The organism is Mesorhizobium sp. M0185, from assembly GCF_040322175.1.
GTDB lineage: Bacteria > Pseudomonadota > Alphaproteobacteria > Rhizobiales > Rhizobiaceae > Mesorhizobium.
In genome coordinates this window covers 38,474-65,197 of record NZ_JAMYSY010000027.1, presented here as the reverse complement: position 1 = coordinate 65,197, position 26,724 = coordinate 38,474, and the positions used below count along the sequence as shown (strand labels likewise).

Below are 26,724 nucleotides of genomic sequence, written 5' to 3'. Positions count from 1 at the left end.
GAAGGGGCGCTGAGGCAGGCATCGCATGTACTTGTCGTCGCCGGATTGGACTCCAGTGGGGGTGCCGGAATCGCGCGCGATATCGAGACGCTCTCCTTCATGGGCGTGCGCAGCTGCCTTGCCGTCACTGCGGTGACGGTGCAAACACACGACAGCGTCACGGACATCCTTCATCTGCAACCCGGTCTGGTGGCCGATCAGATGCGTGCAGCGATCTCGCGGGCGTCGCGGCGTAGTGAGCGCGGGGGCGGCCGTGATGATCGTGGCGGGAGGGAGAGGTAAGGAGCGTCTTTCCTTTGAGAATTCGCGTTTACGGGTACCCACGATGCACAACGGGCGAGTTTTTCAAAGAGGCGCGTCCTCCTTCGAAGCGCTTCGGAGGGCCAGGCTCTAGGCTCGCCCCGAGCCCCTGCGTAGCCTGCGGGGGAGCTGGGTCTCGGCCCATCCGGGTAACGATCCTTCGCGGGGCTATGGAAACGATCGCATTTGCCGATTAGCGCATAAAAAACTTGTTATCGCACGACTTAAAAAACTTGCAACTCCACAGCATCATTGACTTGTCGCCTATCAGCACTATATACTTGTAATCGCACAGCTCTAAAAAAGTTGCAAAGGCACGGCCATGGCCAAGCCCCATGAAAAACTCGCTGTATCACTGGCCGTCCTCAAAGAGCTGCAGGAGGGTGGGCGGCGCATATTCAAATCAGATGAGCTGACCCGCGTCCACCGGGAGCGGCTGCTGCAGAACGGGTTCCTGCGCGATGTTATCAAAGGCTGGCTCATGTCGACCGGCCCGCAGGCACGGCAGCAAGACACCACCCCTTGGTACGCGAGCTTCTGGGAGTTCTGCTCCCTTTACTGCAATGACCGGTTCGGCAAGGACTGGTTCCTGTCACCGGAGCAGTCGCTGCTTCTGCACGCGGAAGCGCCCACTATTCCGCCTCAGGTGGTGGTGAACACCCCCAAAGGCACGAATAACAAAATCGACCTGCTGTTCGGCACTTCGCTCTATGACCTCAAGGTCAAGGAGATGCCGGCCGAACTGACAGAGAAAAACGGCCAGCGCGTGTTCACTGTCGAGGCCGCCCTTACCCGGGTGCCGGAAGCGTTCTTCCAGCGCGCCCCTATCGAGATGCAGATCGCCATGGCGTCGGTGCGCGACGTATCAACCGTTCTGGCCCTGCTGCTTGATGGCGGCCATTCCGCCGTGGCGGGACGGCTTGCGGGGGCCTTCCGTCGCGTAGGACGCGACTCCTTTGCCGATGAAATCGTGGCCGCCTTCAAAGCCACCGGCTATGACGTGCGCGAATCCGATCCGTTCGCGGGACAAATTGGAGTGACAACTATTGCGGCGGGCGTACCGCCGTTGGTCGCCCGCCTGCGCGCGATCTGGCAATCGCAGCGCGAAGCCATCATCGAGGTATTCCCGAAGGCACCCGGACTGCCGTCCGACAAAGACGCCTATATGAAGTTCGTCGAGGATATCTACGAAAGCGACGCCTACCATTCGCTGTCGATAGAAGGGTACAGCGTCACCCCGGAACTCATCGACCGGGTGCGCGAGGGGAGCTGGAATCCGGAGATTGATGAAGAGGACCGCAAGAACCGAGATGCGCTTGCCGCGCGTGGCTACTACCTCGCATTCCAGAAGGTCAAAGACTCTGTTGCCGCGATTATCAACGGCAAGCCAGCCGGCGCGTTGACGCGGGACACTCACCGGGAGTGGTACCGGGAGCTGTTCGCGCCGTCAGTGACCGCCGGCATCCTCAAAGCCAGCGCGCTTGCGGGATATCGCAATCACCCTGTGTACCTGCGCGGCTCGCAGCACGTGCCGCCGCGTACCGAAGCGGTGGCCGATGGTATGAATGAGCTGTTCGATCTGCTGGAGGCGGAGAAGGAGGCCTCCGTGCGTGCCGTGCTGGGGCATTGGCTTGTGGGCTATGTGCACCCCTATCCGGACGGCAACGGACGAATGGCGCGGTTCCTCATGAATGCGATGCTGGCTTCAGGCGGTTACCCCTGGACAGTCGTCAGAGTCGATGACCGGAAGGCCTACCTCGCAGGGCTGGAGGAGGCGAGCGGCAATATGAATGTGAAAACGTTCGCCGCCTTTCTCGCCGAACGGGTGAAGTGGTCTATGGAGAAGGCGGCGTGAGGTCGGTGGTGTGCCATGTTTAACTTGCTTGTCTCGGGCCACGGCGAGTGGTGGGAAACGCCGCCGTTCACGTCAACCATTGATCGGTTCAAGGAATCTAGCGGCGCCGAGGCCAAGGCTATCGACCTCGCGCCCTGAAACATTGCGCCGGCTGGAGGAAATCCCGGCGCTTTTGATGTACGAAGTCGGGGCGGGAGGCCCGCACGCGCGCGTGGTCCGGCACAGCCGCATACGCAATATCGTTCGGCGCGGACACGAACTGGCCTTCACCTTCGAGCCCGATCCGAAACATGCCTTTCTCGACCGGTCAGCGGTGTTGAGAATTGCGGACCGGCTGGGCATTCAACAGTTCGAACAGCACCGTACGCACTGGGCGATCAAGGATGGTGACATTCCGGCCGAGCTGATTGCCACCAGCACCGCTGAACGGGCGCAGCGCACCGTTGCCGTGGTTGCGGCAGAATATGTAGAAGCGCCGCGAGGGACGAAGGAGAGAAGCTGCCGAACTGGCCGAAGAACTGGAGGATTTTCCTCCCTCGCTGGAGAAAGCACTGTCGCTCGTGCCGGCGCGTATCCTTCAGCAGCCCACACCCGAATTATACCCGATCCTTGGGATAGAGCCCCGCACGCCCGAAGGCCGCAACGCCGTCGTGGCCGTCGTCGCAAGGGATCACAATGGGCAGGACTTGCCTGCCGACTGGTCTTATTCGCTGGCGTGGTTCCTGGACCTTTACGGCAGCGCGACGGAAGCGGGGCGCCTTGACGGCGCGCTGGCCGAATGCGCAACGCATATGATCGCGCTCGGCACTGGCGAGGGAGAAGCCGCCGCCCCGGTTGAAGATATCGGCTACGCACTCTGGCGCTGTTCGCCAAGCCCGAAACTTATCGGCGATCTGCGCCGGGAATCGCTGAGATAGCGCAGGAGATTTTGTCGCTTACCAAAATCAACTGGAACTCGACCCAGATCAATCAGAAGCTTCCCATTCCCATTCTAGCAGCCAGAAGAGTGGGTGAGCTCTTTAAATATTTATCCGAGGAATCGATAAGCTCAGACTATCGCAAGTATGCATAGTTTTTTCTGTTATATGGTCTGCTCGGCTGCAGGCAAAGAGCCCCGGATAAACTTCAGCACGAAAGCAGAATTGAATGAAGGTGGGCTACACGGAGTTCTCATTTGGGTATGCCTTCACCGAAAACCTTATCCGGTCATCGTCAGCCGCACCTGTAGGCGCGCCGGTCTTTCCAAACCTCATACAGGAGGGGCATTCTGGCGTTGACATCCGCATCAATTTCCCAGGGGTTCCGCTGTTTTTCCAGTACAAGCTTCCGGAGCTGATGAAGCGAGGAACTGCCTTTGAGATTGCGAGCGGACATTGTCCCGGTTTGTCGATACCATTTTTTCGGATTGCGATGATGCGCAGGGATGTGTCGCGTCAGCATGAACTGCTTCTTCGGCTTGAGGCGCGCTATCCGTCAAACGTCTTCTATGCGGCTCCTTGTATTGCAAACATCAGCGATTTCGACCGCTCTTATAATGGAGCAACCGTAGCACGGCAGTCCATTTCGTCTCACCAGGGGATATTGGGCCCTTGCCAGACGACAAAGCGTACAGCCTTGCCTATAAACCTGGACTGGCAACTGGATATTTTGCTCGAAACCCAAGCCCACCAAAGTTCAAACATTTGATGATCTCGCTGCGCTCTTTAAGGAGCAGTTCGCCGAGAAGCGTTTTGCGGAAGTCGGCGAGGCGGCGCGTGAGATGCGCGAAAACGTACTTGAGCTTGCTTCGCCGTCAATGCGGCAAGCCGAACAGCTCATTGCTGAACGGGTCGGCGCGAGACGCATTCAGATTCTAGACGGCGCAGCCAGACCGCCCGAGGAAGAGCGCGCAGTCACTGACATTCTCGGAGCGCGGGAAATTGCGCGTGTCGATCTTGGCGTCGACCTGCTGGTGGCCCAACCACGCTAACGACATCATACCTCGCTGATTAGCCCAGCTTTTGTCTAGGCCACAGTTATGAGACTACGAACTACTTGGCCAGGAAGAAGATCGGATTGAAAGCGAACCTTCCTTGTCATCTTTGCATCACGGTCAGTCTGCACGAGATTGACCGCTGCAAGCCGGGAGCAAGACCGGGCTGCGCAAACGTTGCAACAGATCCTTCAAGGAAATTCATAGACTCTTAGCAACTCCGGTTCGCTGTGAATGGTAGGCTTATTGCAACGTTTGAGTCAGTGGGGTCCGAACCGTGGCTTATTCTCCGACCCGCCGAACTGCGTGCAATTTCGGCTAAAGGCAATGGCAAGAAGAGCGCCCATCTTGTTTGTTCGACACAGCCATATCGGCTCAAAACAGTATCTTCACGGCCACCGAGATTGTCCGGTCGGTGGACAAGCAACCATATTATTTGGTTCGAAAGCTGCAACATCTGTGGAGAACGCGAAATGACAAATTCAGTAGGACGAGTGCCCAGGCTTTCCAAGTGGCTTGGTCCTGACCAATGCTGAAACTGGTCAGTCGCCTACGGACGGCAGCGCATTTAGATCGCCTTCGAATTCTAGGCCTTTGCGCGCACGCGGACCTAACTGTCTGCCAGCTAGCGGAGATTCTGGGTCTGCGTCGTGAGCACGTTGTACGACACGTCCGGCTGCTGGCCAGAGCCGACTTTCTTTACTGCAACGAACAACGTCCGTGGTGCTCGTACAATCTCAAAACAGGAGGTAAGGACGGCGGGCTGGTTCAATTGTTGGTTGATCTCCTGCCCCACGGCGATGGCTATCACAAACGAGACCTTCAACGGCTCGAAGCGATACGAGACACGCGGCCGAAGGGGACCGCATGCTTGACCGTGAAATAGATCAATCCAATTGGAGCGCGAAGCTACCATGGACAACTCCGCCGACAGCGCCATCGCGCAGCCCGACACTTATGGACGGTCTCGCTTGGCGACGGTTGATTGCCGCGTTCACGAACTGCTTCTAAGACAGGAGCGGCAGGAGCGGACGACGCTCAAACTGATCGCATCTGAGAACTTTGCCTCCTCGGCCGTGCTGGAAGCAACCGGTTCGATTTTCATGAACAAGTACGCCGAGAGGTACCCCGCTGCGCGCTACTACGCGGGAAACGAGATCGTCGATGAGCTTGAGAACCTCGCCATTGAGCGCTTGAACACGTTATTCGGCAGCGAACACGCCAACGACCAGCCTTATTCCGGCTCGCCGGCCAATCAGGCTGTCTATCGAGCGCTTTTAAGCCCCGGTGACAAGGTGATGGGTTTGCCAATTCCGGAAGGGGGCCACCTCACTCATGGTTGGGCCATCAATTTTTCCGGAACAGACTATAAGCGCGTCCCCTATGGGCTGCACGAAAAGACGCAGCAAATTGACTATGACCGTTTGCGCGAAACAGCAAAACGCGAACGGCCTCGGCTCATTTGGGCTGGCGGTACTGCTTATCCCCGTATCGTCGACTACGCGGCAATGGCAGAAATCGCTCTGGAGGCGAACTCCTACCTCGTGGCCGACATCGCGCACATCAGTGGCCTGATTGTCGCTGGAGTGCATCCGAATCCCGTACCCCATTGCGACGTCGTCAGCAGCACGTCTCACAAGTCGATCCGCGGTCCCCGCGGTGGTTTCATTTTGTCCAGGAACGAAGATCGCTATCAGGCCCTGTATCATACAAAGAGCAAATACAATCTCGCCAGACGAATAGACCGGGCGGTCTTTCCTCACCTGCAAGGCGGGCCTCATATGAATGCCATCGCTGCGCTAGCAGTTGCCTTGCACGAAGCCGCGAACCCGTCCTTCCGAAGCTACGGCCAACAGACCGTCAAGAATGCCAAGGCTCTTGCACAGGCACTGATCGAGCGAGGGTATGACCTGGTTACCGGGGGGACGGACAATCACATGCTGATCCTTGATCTGCGCGATCGACCACTATCGGGCAAGGCCTATGCCGAGCGGCTAGCAAAGGCAGGCATCATCACAAACTTTAATATGGTGCCTGGCGACCCGCGGGATCCGGCGGTCACAAGCGGAATTCGCCTGGGGTCGCCAGCAGTGACGTCAATGGGCATGCGCGATGTGGAAACCGTGCAAATTGCTGGCTTCATGGACTCCGTCCTCCGGCGAGCCAGAAGACGAAGATCTCCATGCCTGCGTGCGAAGAGACGTTGCCGACTTGTGCGCTGCGTTCGAGGTCCCGGGCCTCACCGACAGGTAAGGTGGGCTAGCAAAATGCCCCATACAACTCCAACACCCGAAGCGAGGCATTTCATGGCTAGGCAGTTCGTGTTCTCTTCCGAATCGGTTGGCGCGGGACACCCGGATAAGTTGGCCGACAACATCTCGGATGCCATCCTCGATGCCATCCTCCGCACCGATCCCAAGGCGCGCGTCGCCTGTGAAGCGTTGGTAAAATCAGGGATGGTCGTTCTGGCTGGCGAGATTACCAGCGATGCGCAGGTGGATTATAGCCAAGTTGCGCGCGATACGATTCTCGATATTGGATACGACAACGAGGCCGTCGGCTTTGACGGCCGGCGTTGCTCCGTCGTTCATGCACTCACCGAGCAGTCGCCCGACATCAGCCAGGGCGTTGACGAGGGACGAGGGCAGGACCTCCAACAGGGAGCGGGAGATCAGGGCCTCATGTTCGGCTACGCATGCCGCGAAACCGATACTCTGATGCCTTTGCCGATCCAGCTCGCTCATCGCTTGACGAAACAACAGGCAGATGTCCGGAAAGCACGACAGCTTGGCTGGTTGCGTCCTGACATGAAATCCCAAGTCTCAGTGCGCTATGAGGGGTTGCGCCCGGTCGCCCTGGATACCATCGTCGTATCGACCCAACATGACGAGCAGGTCTCGCAAGAGACGGTCCGCGAGGGCGTCATTGAGGAAATCATAAAGCCTGTCCTGCCGACCCACCTGGAGACGGAAGGCATCAGAATTCTGGTCAACCCGACGGGGAGGTTCGTAGTCGGCGGGCCGCGCGGCGACTGCGGTCTCACTGGACGCAAGATCATCGTCGATTCCTATGGTGGGATGGGTCGTCACGGCGGCGGCGCCTTTTCGGGCAAGGACCCGTCCAAGGTTGACCGCTCAGCTGCCTATGCGGCCCGGTATGTCGCAAAGAATATCGTCGCTAGCGGACTTGCGGACGTCTGCGAGGTGCAGCTTGCTTACGCAATCGGCGTGGCCAGTCCGGTTTCTGTCATGGTCAACACGTTCGGAACAGCGAGGGTTGAGGAAAGAAGGATCGAGCGCCTCATTCTTGAGTTGTTCGATCTCAGACCGAAGGGCATTATCAAGATGCTTGATCTCTTACGCCCTATCTACCGCAAGACCGCGACCTATGGCCATTTCGGCCGTGAAGAGCCTGATTTCACCTGGGAGAAGACAGACAGGGCCGACGAATTGCGTCGCGAGGCAGGACTTGCCGCCCCGTGAGGGCTGGCGCCGAACCGATTGGCAAGCGGAAAGCCCATTCCCACTGGCCAGACCCGCCGGCGGCCGGCATGCCAGAAAGCCGGTGGGCTTTTGGCGGAGACATGAATTGATGCCGGATTATGACGTGCTTTGTATCGGGAATGCCATCGTCGACATCATCGCCCAGTGCGACGAGGCGTTCCTGGAGACGAACGGCATCATCAAGGGCGCGATGAATTTGATCGACACGAGGCGCGCCGAACTGCTCTACAGCCGCATGGGCCCGGCCATCGAAGCCTCGGGCGGCAGCGCCGGCAACACGGCGGCGGGCGTCGCCTCCTTCGGCGGCCGCGCCGCCTTCTTCGGCAAGGTCTCGAACGACGCGCTCGGCGAAATCTACGCGCACGACATCCATGCCCAGGGCGTCGCCTTCGACACCAGGCCGCTCAGCGGCGAGCCACCGACGGCGCGCTCGATGATCTTCGTCACGCCGGACGGCGAGCGCTCGATGAACACCTATCTCGGCGCTTGCGTCGAGCTCGGCCCGGAGGACGTTGAGGCCGACAAGGCGTCGGGCGCCGCGGTCACCTATTTCGAGGGCTATCTGTGGGACCCGCCGCGCGCCAAGGAGGCGATCAGGCAGACGGCGAAGCTCGCCCATGCCGCCGGGCGCGAAGTGTCGATGACATTGTCGGACTCGTTCTGCGTCGACCGCTACCGCGACGAATTCCTAGAGTTGATGCGCTCCGGCACCGTCGACATCGTCTTTGCCAACAGCCACGAGATCAAGTCGCTCTACCAGACCGCGTCGTTCGACGAGGCGCTGGCGCAGATCCGCAAGGACTGCAAGATCGCCGCCGTCACCCGCTCGGAAAAGGGCTCGGTGATCGTGCGCGGCGACGAGACCGTGACCATCAATGCGACCAGGATCCGCGAGCTGGTCGACACCACAGGCGCCGGCGACCTCTACGCCGCCGGCTTCCTCTACGGCTACACGCAAGGCCGCAGCCTGAAGCAGTGCGGCGATCTCGGCTCGCTAGCGGCCGGCCTGGTCATCCAGCAGATCGGCCCAAGGCCACGCCAGAATTTGCGCAGAGAGGCCGAGCAGGCGGGGCTGCTGTAGGTGGCGAGCCAAGAACCAGCTGCCCACCCTCCTTAATCCAGCCCGAGCCTTTTCTTCAGTTCCGCATTCTCCTTGCGGAGACGATCGGCAAGCAGGCTCTTTAGCCGCTTGTTTTCTTCCTCGAGCGCGACGAGATCCTTCAGCCCGTCACTGTCCGCCGCAGGCGCCGCCGCCTTCTTCCAAAGATAATATGTCTGTTCCGAGATGCCGGCTTGCTTCACCGCGCTCTTGAGAGTAGCGCCGCCGCCGATCGAGGTCTCGATCTGCGCCAGCTTCTGGGCACGATCCTTCGCGGAGTAGCTCTTTCGGCCTGTTCGCGCTGACGGCGGTGCTTCAGTGGTCGCGGATATCGGCTTGGCGCCCTCCTTGCGGGCAGGCGCGCTCGCCTCAGCTTCTGGCTTCCTCGACCGCCGCGCTCTCGTCTTCGGTTTTGGCGTTTCCGCTTTGTCTGCCGGTGCGCTAGGAACTACTGCTGACTCGGTTTCCAGGGGATTGGCCATGAAATGCTCCACTCGCGGTTTTTGCAAAGGTTCAGCATCAAGGGCCACTACAGTAGAGTCAACAAGCTGACGATTTAACGGCTCGACTTCCTTTGTTGTCTCGGCCATCGCCGCGGCGATGTCGAAATTGCCCCAGATGGAACGTGCGGATTTTTGATAATTGCGCTTTTGTTTGACTTCCACGGTGAATGGTCGCGTCTGCCGCCTCATAGTTCCTTCCTGAATAGGAGAATGAAGTCGCCGCTCGAATTTTTGGCGCTTGCTGCTTAGCGCGGAGCATTATCGTATAGCCGCTCAACGGGCAAGTGATGCCGGTCTTCGATGGCTGACCCATCTGGGGAGATTTGAGCGGCTTCGCGCGTCCTGCGCATGCCTGTAAGAGCCTGACTCGAAACTCGACGCACGACGTGGAGCTGCCATGCGGCGAAGCATGAGGCGGATCGAGGCGATGAAGATCGATGCCTCGGCGCTGGCGATGGTCGCCTCGAAGTCTTTGGCGAGCCGGCGACAACGTCCCAGCCAGGCGAAAGTTCGCTCGAGGACCCATCGTCGTGGCAGCACCTCAAAGCCCTTGGCCGCGTCGGAGCGCATGATGATTTCGATGGTCCATGTGCCGAGATTGGCCAGTGCCTGCGACAGTTTTTCTCCGGCATAGCCGCCGTCGGCGAACAGATGCCGCAACCAGGGAGAAAGCCGTCGAATGGAGGCGATGACGCCGACTGCCTTCCTGGATGTCGGCCGTGTGCACCGTCAGCCCGACCAAGTGTCCCTCGGTGGCAGTAATGATATGGCGCTTGCGGCCTTTGACCTTCTTGCCGACGTCGTAACCACGCAAACCGGCAACGTCCGTGGTCTTTGCCGATTGGCTGTCGATGACACCGGCGCTCGGGCTCGCCTCGCGACCAAGCGCCAGGCGTGCCGCAGCCACCAAGTGGAAGTTGATGGTCTTCCACAGCCCGTTGTCCCGCCAGGCATAGAAATAGCGTTGAACCGTCGAGACCGGCGGGAACCGATCCGGCAATGCCCGCCATTGGCAGCCGGTCCAGGCGATGTAGAGGAGCACGTCCACGACCGCCCGAAGTTCTGTCGTCCGCGGTCGTCCCGTTGTCTTCGTTCCCGGCAGGAACGGCTCGAGCAACGCCCATTCCCTGTCCGTCAACGCGTTTGCATCTCGCTGCCCCGCGCGGCAATATCGCCGGCGGGTGGTCTCCGTCCAACCCATGTCGTTATCCCGTTCAAGTCTAGACAACTCAAGCGAATCACAACGGACGGGGCCACTCAACCGCTTCCACCCCCAAAACCGAGTTTCGGGTCAGGCTCTAAGGGCAAACACCATGCCATTGTGGGTGGTGGTTTGCGTGGCGAGACACGCCTGGTAAGGACCCTCGTGGTTCCGGTACGGCCCCTGAATATCGTGGTCGCAATTGGGGTGGTAATGGTTTGGCGGGATTTGCTGACGCGAGAAAACGGTGTCGCTGCCGCCGCCGCAAACCTTCCTCGATGAAATCGCCGCCACTGCAGCCCTTTTCGCCTGCTTCACACCAATTGCAGGCGTAGGTTTCAGGATTCACGCCGTTTTTGCCGGTGGCGCAATACGGCGTCGGAAAATTACCCACATTGAACTGACCTTGAACATCGGCAAAGGCGATGCAGGCCTTCTTCCCTGTCTTGAACCAGCAACTGATCGCGTGCAGTCATCCGGATAAGCCGCCCCGCCGGAGGCCAAGCTGACTTGGTGACACACGAACGCATTATTGTCTTCCGGTCTGGCGGCAACAGTATCAGCAGGACGGCAAAGCTGACCGGCTGCAGCGAAGCGCAGGTGAAGCGCGCTGGGCTCGACATCAGAAGGAAAGCGGGAAGCAGGAAATGTTGTCGCAAAAGTTGAGTTCTGCGAGGTGCAAAAGTCAGTTGCAAATCGTCGCGACAGAGGCTCGGCAGCTCCCCGAAGTAGCCATTTCAGATTGCTTGCAGGTGCGGATAAAGTCCTTTATGCATCGGCACATGATCAAGTCCGCGCTCATCGCTGCAATCTATTATGCGACGCTTCCATAAGGAGCGGCGCGTTTCGATCATACCTTGAAACAAGCCGCCGTCAGGCGGCTTTGTTCATTGAGAGGACCCCCTGGCGGCAATACCAGGAGGATTCCCTATGGCACTTCCCGATTTATCAACCGGTCATTCCAAACCATATTCGGCGGCTTTGAAGACGCTCATTGAGCGCGGCTATGTAAATCAAGGGACCGACCTGCCGGGTGTCGATGCCGCCTTTGAAGCAGGCATCGTACCCGCTTACGCTGGTTTCGATGCGACGGCTGACAGTCTTCATGTCGGCCATCTTCTTCTGATCATGGCGCTTCGTCATCTTCAGCAGACTGGCCATAAACCCATCGTTCTCATTGGGGGTGGGACCACCCGCATCGGCGATCCCAGCTTCCGTTCGGACGCGCGGCCGATGCTGACGGACGAGCGGATCGCCGCCAACATTGAAGGGATCAGAAAGGTCTTTGGCCGTCTCCTTGTCTTCGGAGACGGCCCGACGGATGCCGTGATGGTGAACAATGCCGACTGGCTGGACAGCATTCGTTGGATCGACATGCTGAGAGACGTCGGCAGGCATTTCTCCGTCAATCGGATGCTCTCTTTCGACAGTGTGAAGTCGCGGCTGGAAAAGCAGGAGAATCTGAGCTTCTTAGAATTCAACTACATGATCCTCCAAGCGTTCGACTTCCTTGAGCTAACCCGCCGGACCGGTTGCCGTTTGCAGATGGGTGGAGCCGACCAGTGGGGGAACATCATCAATGGCATCGACTTGATACGGCGGACGGATGGAAAGGAAGTGTTCGGAGTGACTACGCCGCTTCTGAAGACTCCTTCAGGTGTCAAGATGGGTAAGACGGCTGCCGGAGCTGTGTGGCTCAACGAAGATCGCCTTTCGCCATACGATTACTGGCAATTCTGGCGTAACACGGAAGACGCTGATGTCGTTCGGTTTCTGAAGCTTTTCACCGATCTGCCGATGAACGAGATTGAGCGATTTGGACAGGCTGAAGGAACCGAGCTAAACGCCGTCAAAGAACGTCTCGCCAACGAAGCTACGGCCCTGGCACATGGAACTAACGCCGCCAAACAGGCGGAGGCCACGGCTAGCCAAGCATTTGGGCAGGGCGAAGCCGCAGAGGGGCTACCGACGCTTCATCTAAATGACGCCGAGGGGTTGGCCGGAGTAGCCCTTGTGGATTTGCTGGTACGCGCCGGATTGACCTCCTCCAAAGGGGAAGCGCGAAGGGCGATCTCGGGACGAGGTGTGCGGATCAACGGCAACGTTGTCGAGGTTGATACAATGATATCTTCCCAAGACCTCCCGATCCGGCTTTCGCTCGGCCGGAAGCGCCACACTGTTGTAAAGTAGGGTTTCAGCAAATGCTGTCGCAGAAATTCTGCCCGCTTAGCGGATATTGCAGACATTCGCGTCGAGTTCCCTGAGGAATGTCGAGAGACACTCCTCAGGGGGTAGTTAAGGCCGCCAAGTTTTCTGGGTTAGCAGGCGCGCCACTGTGGCAGCTTGGCTTGTATGGCGAGGCCATGGTTGAGTGAGGCGAACCAAATCCAGCCCCGCGGTCGATCCCGAAGCTTCCCACAATTGCGAAGAGAACATCTTCACTGGTTCCTTTTCAGCACAAGACCTTCCGTTCGCTATGGTCGGCTGCACTCATTTCGAACCTTGGCACCCTAGTGGAAGGTGCGGCGGCAGCTTGGCTGATGACGAGCATCGCCACCTCCCATGGAATGGTGGCGCTCGTCCAGTCATCGACCACCCTCCCCTACATGATCTTCTCGCTCGCGGCGGGAGCGCTCGCGGACAAGTTTGACCGTCGCCGGATCATGTTGACTGCGCAACTGCTGATGGTCTGCGTATCCGCCTTCCTGGCGTTCCTGACCTATGCGGGGAATGACACCCTGGACCCTTCTGGGTCTCACCTTCCTAATCGGCTGTGGTTGGGCATTGCACGATCCCTCTTGGCAAGCCTCCATGGGAGATATCCTGCCTCGCGAACACCTGCCAAGCGGGGTTGCGCTCAACGGCATGAGCTACAATCTCATGCGCAGCATCGGGCCGGCGATTGGCGGCATAATCGTGGCCACAGCCGGTGCGGCCTTCGCGTTCCTCTTCAACGTCCTTTGCTACTTCGCTCTGATCGCTGCGCTGTTGCGATGCAAAGCCGAAAGGGCACGACAAGCGCTGCCGCGGGAGGCTTTCGGCAGTGCGATGGCGGCGGGCTTCCGTTACGTGCTCTTGTCGCCGAACCTTCTCAAGGTGATGTGCCGGAGCTTTTCGGCCTCACCGCCGTTGTCATTTTGGCTCTCCTGCCGTTGGTCGCTCGCGAACAGATCAAAGGGACCGCAGTCACCTACGGCGTGATGCTCGGCTTCTTCGGCCTGGGAGCGATTTGCGGCGCGCTCCTCATCGGGCGGGTCCGAGAAGTTCTCTCCAACGAATGGGTCATTCGCGGTGCGTTCTTTGTATTGGCGATCAGCTGCTTCTTTCGGGCATGGAGCGAGCACGTTGGGCTGAGCTGTCTCAACCTCATGCCAGCCGGTGCGGCCTGGATTCAATCATTCTCGCTGTTTAACGTCACAGTGCAGCTTTCGGCGCCGCGGTGGGTGGTTGGACGCGCCCTCTCTCTATCAGACGGCCACATACGGCGGCATGGCGGCGGGAAGCTGGCTTTGGGGCGAACTGGCGGATGTCCAAGGTGTTTCGGGAGCCTTGCTCGTCCGCCAGCTGGTTCTTGTCATTGGGGGACTGATGGGCATCCTTCTGCGTCAGCCGGATTTTGAAACGCTCAATCTGGATCCGACCAACAAGTTCAGCGAACCGACGCTGCATCTTGACCTGCGGCCACGAAGCGGTCCGATCATGGTGATGGTCGACTATCGTGTCGATCAGAGAGATCCAGACTCGCCCACAATAATTATCTGAATTTCAGCAGTAATTTTTGATCGCCCATTCGTGCTGTGTACCAGCCCTGTGTCTTGCGCAAGTGGTCACGAACGGCTGCCGGAGCCTCGAAGACGCCCTAAAAACACATGCTGCGATTTTTGAACACGCTTGACGATTAGATTAATTCATCCACAATGCGTGTGTTGAACACGCGAGGTGAGTTATGAACATGAAAGAGCTTAGGGTTCGACTGGGCATGACTCAAAAAGATTTGGCAGAGCAGATGGCAACGACGCAACAGACTGTGGCCCGTTGGGAAACAGGCAAAACGCAGTTGAACGTCGAGCAGATCAAGGACCTTTGTCTCACGTTGAAATGCACGGTCGAGGAGCTGCTGGGCTGGAAGATTGATGTCGAGGAGTGGCGCACGAGCCCGTTTGCAATTGCCGATGCCGAAACGCGATACGGCACGCTCAGGATCAAGACGACTGTTGGCAGCCGCCAATATCCTATCGATGAAAAGGCGCGTGAATCGATTTTACGTCAGTTGAAGGAACTTCATAATCTTCGTAGAAATAACACAAGCAGGCCATGGCTGTATTGTTGGAGCCTTGACAACAAAATACTCTTGATAAATCCGCAATATGTCCGCACCATTGAGCTTATCGGTGACGATGTAGAGGAGATGCCAGAGTATTATCATCCAGAAATCTATCGGGCTTTGGATGACTGGGATAAGGGTGAGGTTTCAGGAAAGCTGAAGAAAGAATGCGATGCCATCATCGCAGAGATGGGTGATCAGGAAGCCGTGCGCATGGCCTCCTATGTTCGCGTCACATATGACGACGGAGAAGATGAGTGGAACTTCTTGGATGAAGAAACCGCTACGACTTTCTTCGGATTGGAAGCTGCGACCTTTGACGTTCCCCAGTTTAGTTTCGCCGAAGTGGAGGAAGAAGGTTACTACCGAGCGCGATACGCCAACCTTGATCGCGTCGCGGTGATGGAGGTTCCAAGCGACCGTTATCACAGATTGACCGCGCCCGAGGAAGCTTAGAACCATCCACGAAGGGCGCATGTTACATCTCGACCTTGCGTGGTGCGTTTTCAGTACGAGATGACGTTAAGCGTAGGTAGTGGCAGGTAAGAGTGCTCGACCAGAAGCTCAACTGCCTCCTCAATATCGCTGCCGATGTGCCGCAGGACACGTCCACGGGAGCGTGGATAGGCGTAAAGTTCCTGCACTCCACGGTCCGCTCTCCCATCGCCGGTGTGTGCCCGACGCCATCTTGTGGACGAGCTTGGCCGCCTGCACCCGGTTGTATTCCGGCTTGCGGTCCGCCTGGGCGGTTCGCCGCGATGGCTATCTCCATGTCAATCGGCGCCGAACTTTGACGCCCGCTGCTTTTGATGAATTTGGCGAGGTCCCGCGCATAATCACTCTTGGTCTTCTCCTTGAGGCCCTGTGTCGCGAACTTGTGGTCCAGCAGGGCAAACAGGTCCAAGTCCCCTTCCGCCTGTGGCGCTGGCTTGCCCTCACCGCCCTCGGCTTCCCAATTGGGGACCGCTTCTGCGCGCTGCACCGTGGCGATTGTCCGCCCAAGACGCATCACAAGATCGAACGCCAAACCGTGCGCGTGCACGACGATTTGCCGCTCAGGCCTCATTTGGACAGGACTTGAGCTGGCCGGTGGTTTGAGCCGGGTTACCTTGAGCCGGTGGGCTGCGAACAAGCAGTTCGAGACATTGGCCTCGATCACGCCGCTGCGCCTGGCCTCGGTGTGCTCCCCCCGAAATCGTTGTGTCATATCACCGAGGGCATCACGGCCAACAGCTTCCACATGGGCAACAGCCTCGCCATTGAGCCGAATATGGTCGCGAGCAGATCACCAACGAAGCGGTCGGAACCTCGGAGCCGAAGTTCGACGCCGAGGTGGTTCGCATGATGCGGGAAGCAGCACCACGGCGCTTGCCGGTATGTTTGCTGCCGGCAGCCGACGAACTCCTATCCTCCTGGACAAGGGCGCCGTGCGTCATTGCTTTGATTTACCGGCCGCTCAAGGCTTCCACAGTTTTCGCTTTCGAGGCGACCTTTGGAACATGCCAACGGAAATTTAACATAACGACATAAACATTTCTTTATGCGGCGTTGACAAAGAGGCGAACTGCTGTAATTGTCTCCCGCGTCGTGGTTCTCCGTACGGCGCTGCCGCAGCGGAGCTAAGAGGGAAGCCGGTGCGATGCCGGCGCTGCCCCCGCAACTGTTAGCGGCGAGCCAACCCCACTCATGTCACTGAGGCGAATAGCCTTGGGAAGACGGGTAGAGGCTATGACCCCGCGAGCCAGGAGACCTGCCACGGCGAATTACGTCCACGGGCGGGGTGTCTCGGTGGCCGCTGCAGCCTGGCGTTCGTGCCGGCCTGCTAGCGCCTTCCTTGTCACCGACGCCCCAACCATCGGGGTCTGGCATGACTGTCTCTCAGCAAATTCCTGTAGCAACGCTCGGCGTGCCCCGCTTCGGTCGTCGGCGAGAACTGAAATTCGCGCTTGAAAGCTACTGGTCCGGAAAATCGTCCGCTGCCGACCTTCTCACGACCGCGAAGGCGCTCCGTGCCGCTAGCTGGGAGGAGCAGCACGATCGCGGCGTGTCGAAAATCCCGTCGAACGACTTCTCGCTCTACGACCATGTGCTCGACACCGCAGCCATGGTCGGCGCCGTTCCATCCCGTTACGGCTGGAATAGCGGCGAGGTTCCACTTGACATCTACTTCGCAATGGCGCGGGGCAACCAGGGTCAGACGGAGGATTGTCGACACGCTGGTCACCAGCAGGCGGCTCATCGGTCTGATGTAACCGCGATGGAAATGACCAAGTGGTTTGACACCAACTATCACTACATTGTGCCGGAACTCAACGATGATCAGACGTTCGCCCTCTCGTCGACGAAACCGGTCGATTACTTCATCGAGGCTAAAGCTCTCGGCGTTCACACACGCCCAGTCATCCTTGGACCGATCACCTTCCTCAAGCTGGCGAAATCGCCTGCCGAAGGACTCGATCCCATCGCGCTTCTGCCGCGGCTGCTGCCCGTCTACGAGCAACTCCTGCAGAGGCTGAAGCTGTCTGGAGCCGACTGGGTGCAGATCGATGAGCCAGCGCTTGTCCTCGATCTGAACCCGAACGAACGAGCTGCGTTCGAATTCGCCTATGGCCAGCTGTCGAAAGCCGCGCCCGAGCTGAAGATCATGCTGGCTACCTATTTCGGGCCGCTGGGAGACAATCTCGAAACCGCGGTTTCTCTGCCCCTGGCCGGGCTGCATATTGATCTCGTGCGCGCTCCCGAGCAGCTGGAAACGGTGGGTCGGCTCGCACCGAAGGATCTGGTGCTCTCGCTTGGCTTGATCGATGGTCGCAACGTCTGGCGTGCGAACCTGCCCGTCATTCTCGACCGCATCAAACCGATCGTCGCCGGCTGGCCCTTGGACCGCGTCGAGATCGCGCCTTCTTGCTCGATGCTGCATGTGCCGATCGACCTCCGCATGGAGACGGAACTCGACGCGGACATCAGGTCGTGGCTCGCCTTCGCGGCCCAGAAGACCGACGAGTTGGTGTTGCTTGCCCGGGCCCTGTCCCAAGGCAGGGATGCGGTGGCAGGCGCGTTGAAAGCGTCTGCCGAGGCTGCCGCCACTCGCGTGACATCCACGAAGATCCATGACCCGCTGGTTGAGGGGCGGATCGCCAGCATTGACGACAGCATGAAGCGACGAGAGAGCGCTTTTGCCGAGCGCTCCAGAGTCCAAGCCGGCACGCTCGGGCTGCCGCCGTTCCCGACGACGACCATCGGGTCCTTCCCGCAGACGCCGCAGGTACGCAGGGCGCGGGCCGCTCATGGGAAGGGCCAGCTGAGCTATGTCGACTACGAGACCTTCCTGAAGAAGGAGATCGAGGCTGCAATTCGCTGGCAGGAAGAGATCGGGCTGGACGTGCTGGTGCACGGTGAGTTCGAACGAAACGACATGGTACAGCATTTCGGCGAGCAGCTGTCCGGCTTCGCCTTCACCCAGCATGCCTGGGTGCAGAGCTATGGGTCGCGTTACGTGCGCCCCCCCATCATCTTCGGCGACGTATCGAGGCCCAAGCCGATGACGCTGCGCTGGTGGCAATTCGCCCAGTCGCTTACGGAAAACCCTGTGAAGGGAATGCTCACAGGCCCGGTGACCATTCTCAACTGGTCTTTTGTTCGCGACGACGTACCCCGCTCCGAAGCATGCCGCCAGATCGCGCTCGCCATCCGCGACGAGGTGACGGATCTCGAATGGTCCGGCGCAAGGATGATCCAGATCGATGAGGCCGCGTTTCGCGAAGGATTGCCACTGCGCCAGTCTGATTGGAACGACTATCTCGACTGGGCTGTCGAATGCTTCCGGATCGCTTCAACGGGTGTAAAGGACGCGACTCAAATCCATACCCACATGTGCTACTCGGAGTTCAACGAGATCATCGACGCGATCGCTGAAATGGATGCGGATGTCATTTCGATTGAGACGTCGCGCTCGAAGATGGAACTGCTGGACGCCTTCACGAGCTCCAAATATCCGAACGAAATCGGTCCCGGAGTCTACGACATTCACTCACCACGCGTCCCGGAAGTCGGCGAGATTTCGGATCTCGTCATGCTTGCCCGCGAGCGACTGTCGGATTCCCAACTGTGGGTAAACCCGGACTGTGGCCTCAAAACACGCAAATGGGAGGAGGTCCGCCCTGCCCTGATGAACATGGTCGATGCAGCACGTGCGCTCCGGTGGAAAGTGTAGGCCGGAGGGTTTCCTGGTTGCTCACCATGTGGTGAGTTACCGGCTGCCGCATGTCGGCTGTGAATGTGCCAAAACGCGATCACATCCTTTGAAATAAGTCACTCGAGCGAAATGTGCACTTTCCTTCGGCACGTGTATTAATCGCGCAGGAGTAAAGGGTACCGTTTTCTCCCTGTGACGTGTCGAGTTCGATTCTCGGCTCGGTTCATCGAAATGCGCGGGTACATACATGACAGGTTCCTTCACTGGCCGCCGGGTTCGCTATTCACCGGTTGACATCCGATGGCAAGCGTTCCAACGCGGCGGCGATCTGGCGCTTCGCTGCTGAGGGCAGAGGCAGGATGGGACGCGGGGGGTCGGCACGGCAAATGTCGAGCAATTCGGCAAGTGCATAGACGACGCGAAGGCTCGAGAACTCCTTGAAGAGTCTCCAGAGCGGCGCAAGCGTGGCATCGATCCGTCGCGCTTCGGCCGCATCGCCCTGTTGCGCCGCCGTGACGATCTTCACGCAGACCTCGGGCAGGATGCCGGCGAGGACGCTGTACCATGTGTCGGCGCCGGCGATCATGGCCTCTGCGGCGTTCCAGTCGCCGCTGTAGCCGATCGAGAACCCTTCCGGCACAGTGCGCCTCTGGTCGGCCAGATGGCTCTTGATCGCATCGCCCTTGTCTGTCGGATTCTTGATAGCGACAATCCCACCCACCTTTGCCAGGCGGCTGACGAGTGCTGGGGTGAAATGGAAATGCGTCGTTCCTGGATTGTCGTAGACGACGATCGGCAGGCCGCTCTCGCACGCCACCGTCGAGAAATGTTCGAACACCTCGTCATCAGTGAGCGGGGTGTAGGAGGCGGCCGCAAGCAGCCCCGCGGCAGCTCCAAGGGCCTTGGCGTCTTGCGCGAACCTCACTGCTTCATCGGTGCGCAGCGCGCCCACACCCACCAGGAGCGGCATTCGCCCGGCGATTTCGTCCAAGGTCTCGGCGAGCGTCCGTCGCCGTTCCTCGCGCGACAGATACATATAGGTGCCGGTGCTGCCGAGAAGACCGATGGAGTCGACCTGAGCGGCGCCAAGCCGAGCAATCAGCCTGCGCAGAGCAACGGTATCGACGCGGCCGTCACGATCGGCGGGCGTGATGGGAAACGCGGAAAGACCGCTCAGGAATGCCATGGCAAGGCTCCAGGTTTGTGCGTGAGCGCAGGACTGGCCGGACGACAGGTCATCACAAGGCGTCCAGAGCCCGCCGCAGGTCGGCGATTAGGTCATCGACGTCTTCAAGACCCACCGAGAGACGCATGAGGTCCTCGCCGACTCCATCGGCCAGATGCGCATCCTTGCGGATCGGCTGACGAGCACGGGTCAGGCTTGCCGGATGATAGATGAGGCTGTCGGCATCGCCGAGGCTGACAGCCCGGGTGATCAGGTTGAGCCGGTCCATCATCCGCCGCGCGCCCTCGAACCCAGCGTGGAGGCCAAAGGCCAACATGCCCGACCCTTGGGACATCTGCTTTCGCGCCGTCACCTGATCAGGGTGCGAGCCGAGGAAGGGATAACTCACCCATGCCACCGCCGGGTGCGCCTCGAGCGCCTGAGCCACCGCAAGGGCCGTGGCGCTGTGCCGTTCCATGCGCAGCGTGAGCGTCTTCAGACCGCGCAGGATCAGGAAGGCTGACATGGGCGAGAGCGCTGCGCCGGTGATGTAGCGCAGGCCCGTTTCGTGCAGCGTGCGGAGCGTTTGCGCGTCGCCGAGAATCCCCCCACCAAGGGCATCGCCGTGCCCATTGATGTATTTGGTCAGCGAGTGGAGCACGAGGTCTGCCCCATGTTCGAGCGGCCGCTGGAGCGCGGGGGAGGCGAAGGTGCTGTCGACTGCAACCTTTACACCGCGCGCGTGGGCGCGCTCGGCAATGGCAGTGATGTCGAGGATGCGGCTCAGCGGATTCACCGGCGTCTCGAAGAAAACAAGCCGGGTCCGCTCGGTGATCGCGGCATCGAGATTGTGAGGATCGGACAGGTCGACCGCGACGACCTTGATGCCGAAGCGGGGGACCGCCTGTTCGACCATGGCAAGCGTGTTCGCATAAAGCGTCCTGTGGACGATGAGTTCATCGCCTTGGGACAGGAGCGACAGGATCAGCGTCCCGAAAGCCGCCATCCCCGAGGCAACGACCAGACCTGCCTCGGCTCCTTCCAGATTGGCGAGCCGTTGCTCGAGGATCTCCGTCGTCGGATTGTATTCGCGCGCATAGAGCCTTCCGCCAAGCGCGGCGGCGGCCTCGTTCGCTGCCACGCTTTCGAATCCATAGGTCGAGGTCAAGAAGACTGGCGGCTGAACGGCATTGGAAAAGCCGGCGGGATCGTAGCCATGATGGATCGCCCGAGTGGCGAATCCGGGACCGGTGTCGTTGAGCGACCGCGTGAGAGCATCGGTTTCCGATTGATAGGAGCGGGTCATTCGGCCTCTAAGATCTTGCTTGGGTTTCCGAAAGATTGACGGCAAACTGGCCAATGTGAAATATCCAGTTGGCGATGAATGAAATGGTCCAGTCTTCAAGTGCCGGTTCTGCAGGTCGCACGCACGCGATGGGTGCACGCCAGATCTACGAGGCTCTTCGCGAGCAGATCCTCGGAAGTGTCTACGAAACCGGCAGTCAGCTGCCTTCCTCCCGAGGCCTCGCAAATGACCTTGGGGTTTCGCGAACGACGGTGACGGTCGCCTATGAGCAACTGGCCGCGGAAGGTTTCATCGACGTCCGTCAAGGCGCACGACCCCGCGTTGCATCTTCGTTGATCGGTCCTGAGACAAGCCGCACGCCTGCGAAACGGGTCGGCTCGGTTCTTCTGTCCGCCTATGGGGGCCGACTGCGCGTCACGCCGCCCTGGCCGGATTATCTGCCGACTGGGCTGAAGGTCGATTTCCGCTATGGTGACCTGGCGCCGTCGGATTTCCCTGCATTGATCTGGAAACGCGCGATGAACGAGGCGATGGCGCAGCGCCCGTTGCGTCTTGCCTATGACGATCCTCGCGGCTCGCGCCGGCTGCGCCAAGCGTTGCAGGGCTATCTCTGGCGCGCCCGAACCCTGAGCTGCGACCTCGAGCAGATCATCATCGTCAACGGTTCGCAGCAGGGCCTCGATCTGTGCGCGCGCCTGCTTCTCGATCCCGCCGACAGCTTCGTCATAGAGGATCCGTGCTACAGGATGGCGCGTCAGGTCTTTGCCAGCACAGGCGCCTCGCCCGTCCCCGTCACCGTCGACGAGGACGGGATGAAGACGGAGTTGCTGGCGGGGATTGGTGCACGACTGGCCTATGTCACGCCATCGCATCAGTTTCCGTTGGGCGGCGTCATGCCGATCACGCGCCGCCACCAGCTTCTGGAATGGGCGCGGCACAACAATGCCTACGTGATCGAGGACGACTACGACAGCGAATATCGCTACGACATCAATCCGGTCCCTCCGCTGCACAGTCTCGAGGGCCACGGGGCTGTCATCTACCTCGGCACGATCTCCAAAACGCTCTCGCCGATGCTGCGTATCGGCTACCTCGTCGTCCCGCCGGAATTGCAGGAGGTCTTCGCAACCGCCAAACAATTCGCGGACCGGCATTCGCCGGTAGCTGAACAGGAGGCTCTGGCCTCTTTAATCGAGAGTGGCGGCTACGAAAGCCATGTGCGGCGCGTGCGCAGGCTGAACGGCGAGCGTCGGGAGACGTTGTTGGGCGCCTTGCGGCGCAGCTTCGGCGATCGCATCGCTGTCCAGGGAGCAGAGGCCGGTCTGCACGTCGTCGTTTGGTTCGACGAACTGCCGCGATCGCGGGAAACGACCCTGGTCGAAGCCGCCCGAGGCGCGGGCCTGGGGCTGCACCTGATCTCGCCCCTTTACGAGCGGCAATCGGACGAAGGCCACATCGATCGCGTGGGGCTTGTCATGGGCTATGCCGCCTTGAGCATTCGGCAGATCGAGAAGGGCGTTGAGATCCTGCGAGCGGTTGTCAAGCAGGTGCAAGACGCGTTGCCGGGACACGGTGGCTAAAACGGCGGGACGTGGCGTGCTGGCGAGGAAACCGACCCTTGGGCTGAACCGCATTTCGTGCAAAGCCAACTGGACTGGGAAAACGCCATGCAACTGGCGCTGTTGATCAGGCCAGTTTGGCGGCAGATTTTCGTGCGAGACGAATTTCCGAGAGCGATGCATAACCGGCAAGGAAAGCTGCTTCACATCCATATCGCGCCCGCTGCCTTTTATGAAATGGAGGATCTGGCGGAGGCGTAGCTTGTTGCCGGCCGAGGCGGGCTCGAGCACCCGCAAGAGATAATCGACGATCTCTACCAGGCCTTGTCCACGGCCGAATGATGGAATTATCCAGCGCATGGTGCGGCATGCACCATGCCGATGCCAGAAGATCTGGACGCTCGACAAGCACCTTTCTTCAAACATTTCCCGAACGACCCGCAGCGCAAAGCCTCCCCATGAGAAAAGAGCATCCCATGTCTTTCACGCCATTGATTGCCCCCGAGATCAAGGCCCGCTACCCGGATTTTCATCTGATCAGCATTGTGGTGCGGAACGCTGAAATCGACGTGCCGGATGCACAGGCGTTGAACGACACGATTGCGGCGGCGGAACAGGCGGCGCTTCGCGATGACGCCCAAAGGGACGCGCATCTTGCGGCGTGGGCCGTTGCCTACGAGGCTTTCGGCACAAAGGCCAATCGAACGCCGTGCTCGGCCGCCGCGCTTCTCAAGCGGGTGCGGAAAGATGGCTCTCTCCCGCGGATATCCCCACTGGTTGATGCCTACAATGCCGTCAGCGTGTTGTATGGCGTTCCGATTGGCGGGGAGGATCTCGATCTCTACCAGGGGGTCCCGAGACTTTTAATTGCGAAGGGAGCGGAGCCATTCGACACGATCCAGCAAGGTGAAATGGTAACCGAGCATCCTGAACCGGGCGAAGTCATCTGGTGCGATGATGCCGGTGTCACGTGCCGCCGCTGGAACTGGCGGCAGGGGCGGCGCACCATGGTCACGGTCGATACCCGCGCCATGTGGCTCGTGCTGGAAGCCCTCGGCCCAATGTCAGCTAAACAGATGACGGCCACCGGAGAGCATTTGATGGGACTTATCCAAGCGTTGTGCCCGGGTGCGCGAATCGAAACCGCGCGGATCGACGAGTCCACTACATCTCGTGTTCCTTAGGGCATGGCCCCATCTTTCGGAGAAACACCCCACTCAGCCCTGTCCGGATCTGGCGCTCCTTGCTCGCTCCGCTGGCCTACACAGTTGATTGCGAACGACCCAGAACGGCTCTCGAAAACGAGCGTCGAACGAAATCAGATCACTGCTTGTTCTCCCTTAGCGTTGTTTGGCGTACTTTTATCGCGATGCCTCCAGTGGGGATGGTCCAAATTGCGCAAGCTCGGTCGAGTGATCGCGGAGAAGCTTAATGTCGACTACATCGAAATTGATGGAGCGGTACGGACAACGGGTGCGAACCCGGGACGTCGTCCCGGTGTCGTCAGGCTCTCCCGTCCGACTGAGCCTCAGTTTTCTTCACGGCGCGAATACTCCTGAGGCCGCCCGGATTCTCGTTAAGAGACAGCTGCCGCTCAGGACGGCCCACGCGATACTCACGGAGATGGTCGATCACGGCAAGGCGTTCGTGACGGTTCCTTGCGTCGACGACCTATTGGCACTGAAGAATGAACTGTCGTCCGCAGGCGTGATCGCGAAGGTTCATGCGCCGCGGCCGATAAGTGTTCGCGAAGTCCGGGATCGCACGAAGCTCTCTCAGGAGGCATTCTCAGTGAGGTATGGCCTCGATCTGGCAACGCTTCGAAACTGGGAGCAAGGTCGCTCGAAACCGGATGCAGCGGCGAATACTCTCCTTTGGACCATCGCCCGGAATCCGGAAGCAGTCGAAGAATCGCTGGACATGGAGGACGGAGTGGCTGCCCCTTCGCCCTAAGGGGGCCGATCACTTCGGCGCGCGGCAATTCGGCCGCCAGCGCGATGGCCGGCCGCCGCGCGGTATCGACAGCGCGCGAGCCTCATGCGTCAGACGCCTTCCTTGGCATGTCGCACGCCAGATCCCAAACATGATTCCATCGCAACGAGCTGGTGACGGAAGCAGTGTCTGCACTTTGGAAACGAGCCATTTGCGTTCTCATGGACGTCGCGACTCGTCTCGTCCAGTAAAAGTCGCAATCATTGTCAATTGCGATGTTCGGCAGTCAGCTGGCCGTTTATTTTCCTAAGATCTGCGTTATAGGCCGGGGTGTTGTCGCCGTTTCGGCGGGTAAGATGGGATAGGCGACCTCGGGTGCCTTTCCGGTCAGCGAGTTGAGGAAGGCAACAAGCAGGTCGACTTCTTCGTCCGCCAGCACCACGCCAAGCTGGGTGGTTCCCATGATGGCAACGGCCTGTTTCAGATCCCAAACCTTGCCCGAATGAAAGTATGGCGCGGTGAGTGCAACGTTGCGCAGCGGCGCCACGCGGAAAACATAGGAATCGTCGGCTGCATTGGTGACCGCAAATCGGCCCTTGTCTTTTTCCGGCAGGACCTCGGCGCTGGGCTGTTCCACGAGGCCGAATGGGTAATAGGCTTGCCCACCAACGTTGATACCGCCATGGCAGGACGAGCAGCCTTTGTCCATGAAAAGCGCCAGGCCCTGTTTCTGTTCGGAACTCATGGCGGCGTCATCGCCATTCAGGAAACTGTCGAAGGGGGCCGGCGTGACCAGTGTCGCCTCGAAGGCTTCGATTGCCTTGGCGAGGTTGTCGAAGGTGACCCGATCGGCTTCAGCCGGAAAAGCTGCATCGAACCACTCGACATATTGCGGCATGGACTTGAGCGTGGTGATGACTTGGCCCGGTGTATTGGCCATTTCGATCCCGGCTTGGACCGGTCCCTTCGCCTGAGCCTTCAGGTCTTCGGCACGACCATCCCAGAACTGGGCGATGTTGAAGACAGCGTTCAGTACAGTCGGCGCGTTGCGCTGTCCCTTCTGCCAACCATGGCCGATCGAGGTTTCGTGATTGTCGTCGCCGCCGGTGGCCAGGTTGTGGCACGAGTTGCACGACAAGACGCCTGACGCAGAGACGCGTGGATCGAAGAACAGTGCCTTGCCGAGAGCGATCTTTTCCGGGGTGATCGGGTTGTTGGCGACTGCCGGCGTGGTGGGTGGCAAAGCCTTGAAAGTGGCCATTGCCGTTTCTCTGAGGTCTGCGGGGATCGAATCCGCAGCAAAGGCGGTGGCCGTCAGCAAGGGGACAGCCATCGTACTGAATAGGATTTTCATAAATGATCTCGCTGCGTCGTGCACGCAGCCACTCTGGGATATGCGGCTCATGAACGCCCTGCGCTAGATCAGTTGCGGGAGAGGACCGGGGGTCTGACACCTGTTTTTGCGGCAGAGCTTGGACCGTCCCGGAATTGAACGCTCTTCTCGATTGGATTTTGGGAGGCGGAGGATCGCTGCTCGGCAAGCGGCGGCGCCGGAGCCGTGCTCCGGTTCTCTCTGCGCCTTCAACTATGAAGAAATCGGGGCCACCGTGTCGGATTCGGTTTGGGGCCGGTTATCTGTTCCGCAGCAGGTCCTGCTCGACTTCCGCCTGCCTTCGCCAGATCGACCTTGGCCCAAATCGATCCGCGATAGTGTCTTGTAGCACCTTTGCGGGACGATCTTATTTCGACTGTAGAGGGCCGTTTGGGGTGAGCAGAATTACACGAATTTCAGAGGCGCCCGAGTAGCTGT

At 59.5% G+C, this 26,724-nt stretch carries 20 protein-coding genes, 4 pseudogenes and 1 riboswitch; of the genes and pseudogenes, 18 read left to right on the top strand and 6 right to left on the bottom strand.

Annotation, left to right across the window (positions count from 1 at the left end; genetic code table 11):
* Window positions 1-9: 9 nt before the first annotated feature.
* The 9 genes and pseudogenes from NKJ20_RS20925 to NKJ20_RS20885 form a co-directional block, all read left to right on the top strand.
* Window positions 10-219 (top strand): annotated as a pseudogene (locus NKJ20_RS20925) (bifunctional hydroxymethylpyrimidine kinase/phosphomethylpyrimidine kinase); the annotation flags it as partial.
* A gap of 403 nt (window positions 220-622) precedes the next feature.
* Entirely contained in the window at window positions 623-2,155 is a 1,533-nt protein-coding gene (locus NKJ20_RS20920; protein ID WP_352746522.1) for a Fic family protein, read from the top strand.
* A 15-nt stretch (window positions 2,156-2,170) separates the two neighbouring features.
* Window positions 2,171-2,293: a hypothetical protein gene (locus tag NKJ20_RS20915; RefSeq protein ID WP_352746520.1), complete on the top strand. Its 123-nt coding sequence runs from the start codon at window positions 2,171-2,173 to the stop codon at window positions 2,291-2,293.
* A gap of 422 nt (window positions 2,294-2,715) precedes the next feature.
* Window positions 2,716-3,072 carry a hypothetical protein gene (locus NKJ20_RS20910; RefSeq protein WP_352746518.1) on the top strand — a complete coding sequence of 119 codons (357 nt, stop codon included), beginning with the start codon at window positions 2,716-2,718 and terminating at the stop codon, window positions 3,070-3,072.
* A gap of 229 nt (window positions 3,073-3,301) precedes the next feature.
* Window positions 3,302-3,841: a hypothetical protein gene (locus NKJ20_RS20905; RefSeq protein WP_352746516.1), complete on the top strand. Its 540-nt coding sequence runs from the start codon at window positions 3,302-3,304 to the stop codon at window positions 3,839-3,841.
* Between the two features lie 73 nt (window positions 3,842-3,914).
* Complete coding sequence (locus NKJ20_RS20900; protein ID WP_352474793.1) at window positions 3,915-4,124, top strand: hypothetical protein; 210 nt, start codon at window positions 3,915-3,917, stop codon at window positions 4,122-4,124.
* 917 nt (window positions 4,125-5,041) lie between these two features.
* Window positions 5,042-6,380 (top strand): annotated as a pseudogene (glyA, locus tag NKJ20_RS20895) (serine hydroxymethyltransferase).
* Between the two features lie 53 nt (window positions 6,381-6,433).
* Window positions 6,434-7,609, top strand: a complete 1,176-nt coding sequence (metK, locus tag NKJ20_RS20890) for a methionine adenosyltransferase (protein WP_352542141.1) — start codon at window positions 6,434-6,436, stop codon at window positions 7,607-7,609.
* A gap of 109 nt (window positions 7,610-7,718) precedes the next feature.
* On the top strand, window positions 7,719-8,711 hold the full coding sequence (locus tag NKJ20_RS20885) for an adenosine kinase (RefSeq protein WP_352746514.1): 993 nt from the start codon (window positions 7,719-7,721) through the stop codon (window positions 8,709-8,711).
* Between the two features lie 32 nt (window positions 8,712-8,743).
* On the opposite strand, the gene NKJ20_RS20880 is transcribed toward NKJ20_RS20885, so the two are convergent.
* A complete protein-coding gene (locus NKJ20_RS20880) occupies window positions 8,744-9,421 on the bottom strand; it encodes a transposase (protein WP_245274818.1) in 678 nt (225 codons plus the stop codon).
* A 204-nt stretch (window positions 9,422-9,625) separates the two neighbouring features.
* Window positions 9,626-10,433 (bottom strand): annotated as a pseudogene (locus NKJ20_RS20875) (IS5 family transposase); the annotation flags it as partial.
* Window positions 10,434-10,680: 247 nt separating this feature from the next.
* Here NKJ20_RS20875 and NKJ20_RS20870 point away from each other — a divergent pair.
* From NKJ20_RS20870 to NKJ20_RS20855, 4 genes and pseudogenes are all read left to right on the top strand, one after another.
* Window positions 10,681-10,917, top strand: coding sequence for a hypothetical protein (locus NKJ20_RS20870; RefSeq protein WP_352691541.1), 237 nt, complete (start codon window positions 10,681-10,683; stop codon window positions 10,915-10,917).
* 446 nt (window positions 10,918-11,363) lie between these two features.
* The gene (gene tyrS, locus NKJ20_RS20865; protein ID WP_352746511.1) at window positions 11,364-12,623 is read left to right on the top strand and encodes a tyrosine--tRNA ligase; all 1,260 of its coding nucleotides are present in this window, start codon (window positions 11,364-11,366) and stop codon (window positions 12,621-12,623) included.
* 230 nt (window positions 12,624-12,853) lie between these two features.
* Window positions 12,854-14,168, top strand: a pseudogene (locus NKJ20_RS20860) (MFS transporter); the annotation flags it as partial.
* Between the two features lie 211 nt (window positions 14,169-14,379).
* The gene (locus NKJ20_RS20855) at window positions 14,380-15,213 is read left to right on the top strand and encodes a helix-turn-helix transcriptional regulator (protein ID WP_352746508.1); all 834 of its coding nucleotides are present in this window, start codon (window positions 14,380-14,382) and stop codon (window positions 15,211-15,213) included.
* A 22-nt stretch (window positions 15,214-15,235) separates the two neighbouring features.
* Here NKJ20_RS20855 and NKJ20_RS20850 read toward each other — a convergent pair whose 3' ends face one another.
* A complete protein-coding gene (locus NKJ20_RS20850; protein ID WP_352746506.1) occupies window positions 15,236-15,916 on the bottom strand; it encodes a hypothetical protein in 681 nt (226 codons plus the stop codon).
* A gap of 412 nt (window positions 15,917-16,328) precedes the next feature.
* Window positions 16,329-16,529, top strand: a riboswitch (cobalamin riboswitch).
* A 95-nt stretch (window positions 16,530-16,624) separates the two neighbouring features.
* On the opposite strand from NKJ20_RS20850, the gene metE reads away from it, so the two are divergent.
* A complete protein-coding gene (metE, locus tag NKJ20_RS20845) occupies window positions 16,625-18,970 on the top strand; it encodes a 5-methyltetrahydropteroyltriglutamate--homocysteine S-methyltransferase (RefSeq protein ID WP_352746503.1) in 2,346 nt (781 codons plus the stop codon).
* Between the two features lie 265 nt (window positions 18,971-19,235).
* Here the strand turns inward: metE and NKJ20_RS20840 are convergent, their stop codons facing one another.
* Window positions 19,236-20,138, bottom strand: coding sequence for a dihydrodipicolinate synthase family protein (locus NKJ20_RS20840; protein WP_352746500.1), 903 nt, complete (start codon window positions 20,136-20,138; stop codon window positions 19,236-19,238).
* A 52-nt stretch (window positions 20,139-20,190) separates the two neighbouring features.
* The gene (locus NKJ20_RS20835; RefSeq protein ID WP_352746498.1) at window positions 20,191-21,423 is read right to left on the bottom strand and encodes a trans-sulfuration enzyme family protein; all 1,233 of its coding nucleotides are present in this window, start codon (window positions 21,421-21,423) and stop codon (window positions 20,191-20,193) included.
* 74 nt (window positions 21,424-21,497) lie between these two features.
* On the opposite strand from NKJ20_RS20835, the gene pdxR reads away from it, so the two are divergent.
* The 4 genes from pdxR to NKJ20_RS20815 all read left to right on the top strand — a co-directional run bounded on the left by pdxR (window position 21,498) and on the right by NKJ20_RS20815 (window position 24,935).
* Entirely contained in the window at window positions 21,498-23,003 is a 1,506-nt protein-coding gene (gene pdxR / locus NKJ20_RS20830; RefSeq protein ID WP_352746560.1) for a MocR-like pyridoxine biosynthesis transcription factor PdxR, read from the top strand.
* Window positions 23,004-23,090: 87 nt separating this feature from the next.
* Complete coding sequence (locus NKJ20_RS20825) at window positions 23,091-23,243, top strand: hypothetical protein (protein ID WP_352650871.1); 153 nt, start codon at window positions 23,091-23,093, stop codon at window positions 23,241-23,243.
* A gap of 215 nt (window positions 23,244-23,458) precedes the next feature.
* Window positions 23,459-24,166, top strand: a complete 708-nt coding sequence (locus NKJ20_RS20820; protein WP_352458254.1) for a B3/B4 domain-containing protein — start codon at window positions 23,459-23,461, stop codon at window positions 24,164-24,166.
* A gap of 439 nt (window positions 24,167-24,605) precedes the next feature.
* Window positions 24,606-24,935 carry a helix-turn-helix domain-containing protein gene (locus NKJ20_RS20815; RefSeq protein ID WP_023679674.1) on the top strand — a complete coding sequence of 110 codons (330 nt, stop codon included), beginning with the start codon at window positions 24,606-24,608 and terminating at the stop codon, window positions 24,933-24,935.
* Window positions 24,936-25,212: 277 nt separating this feature from the next.
* On the opposite strand, the gene NKJ20_RS20810 is transcribed toward NKJ20_RS20815, so the two are convergent.
* Complete coding sequence (locus tag NKJ20_RS20810) at window positions 25,213-26,268, bottom strand: cytochrome-c peroxidase (protein WP_352746495.1); 1,056 nt, start codon at window positions 26,266-26,268, stop codon at window positions 25,213-25,215.
* Window positions 26,269-26,724 lie beyond the last annotated feature (456 nt).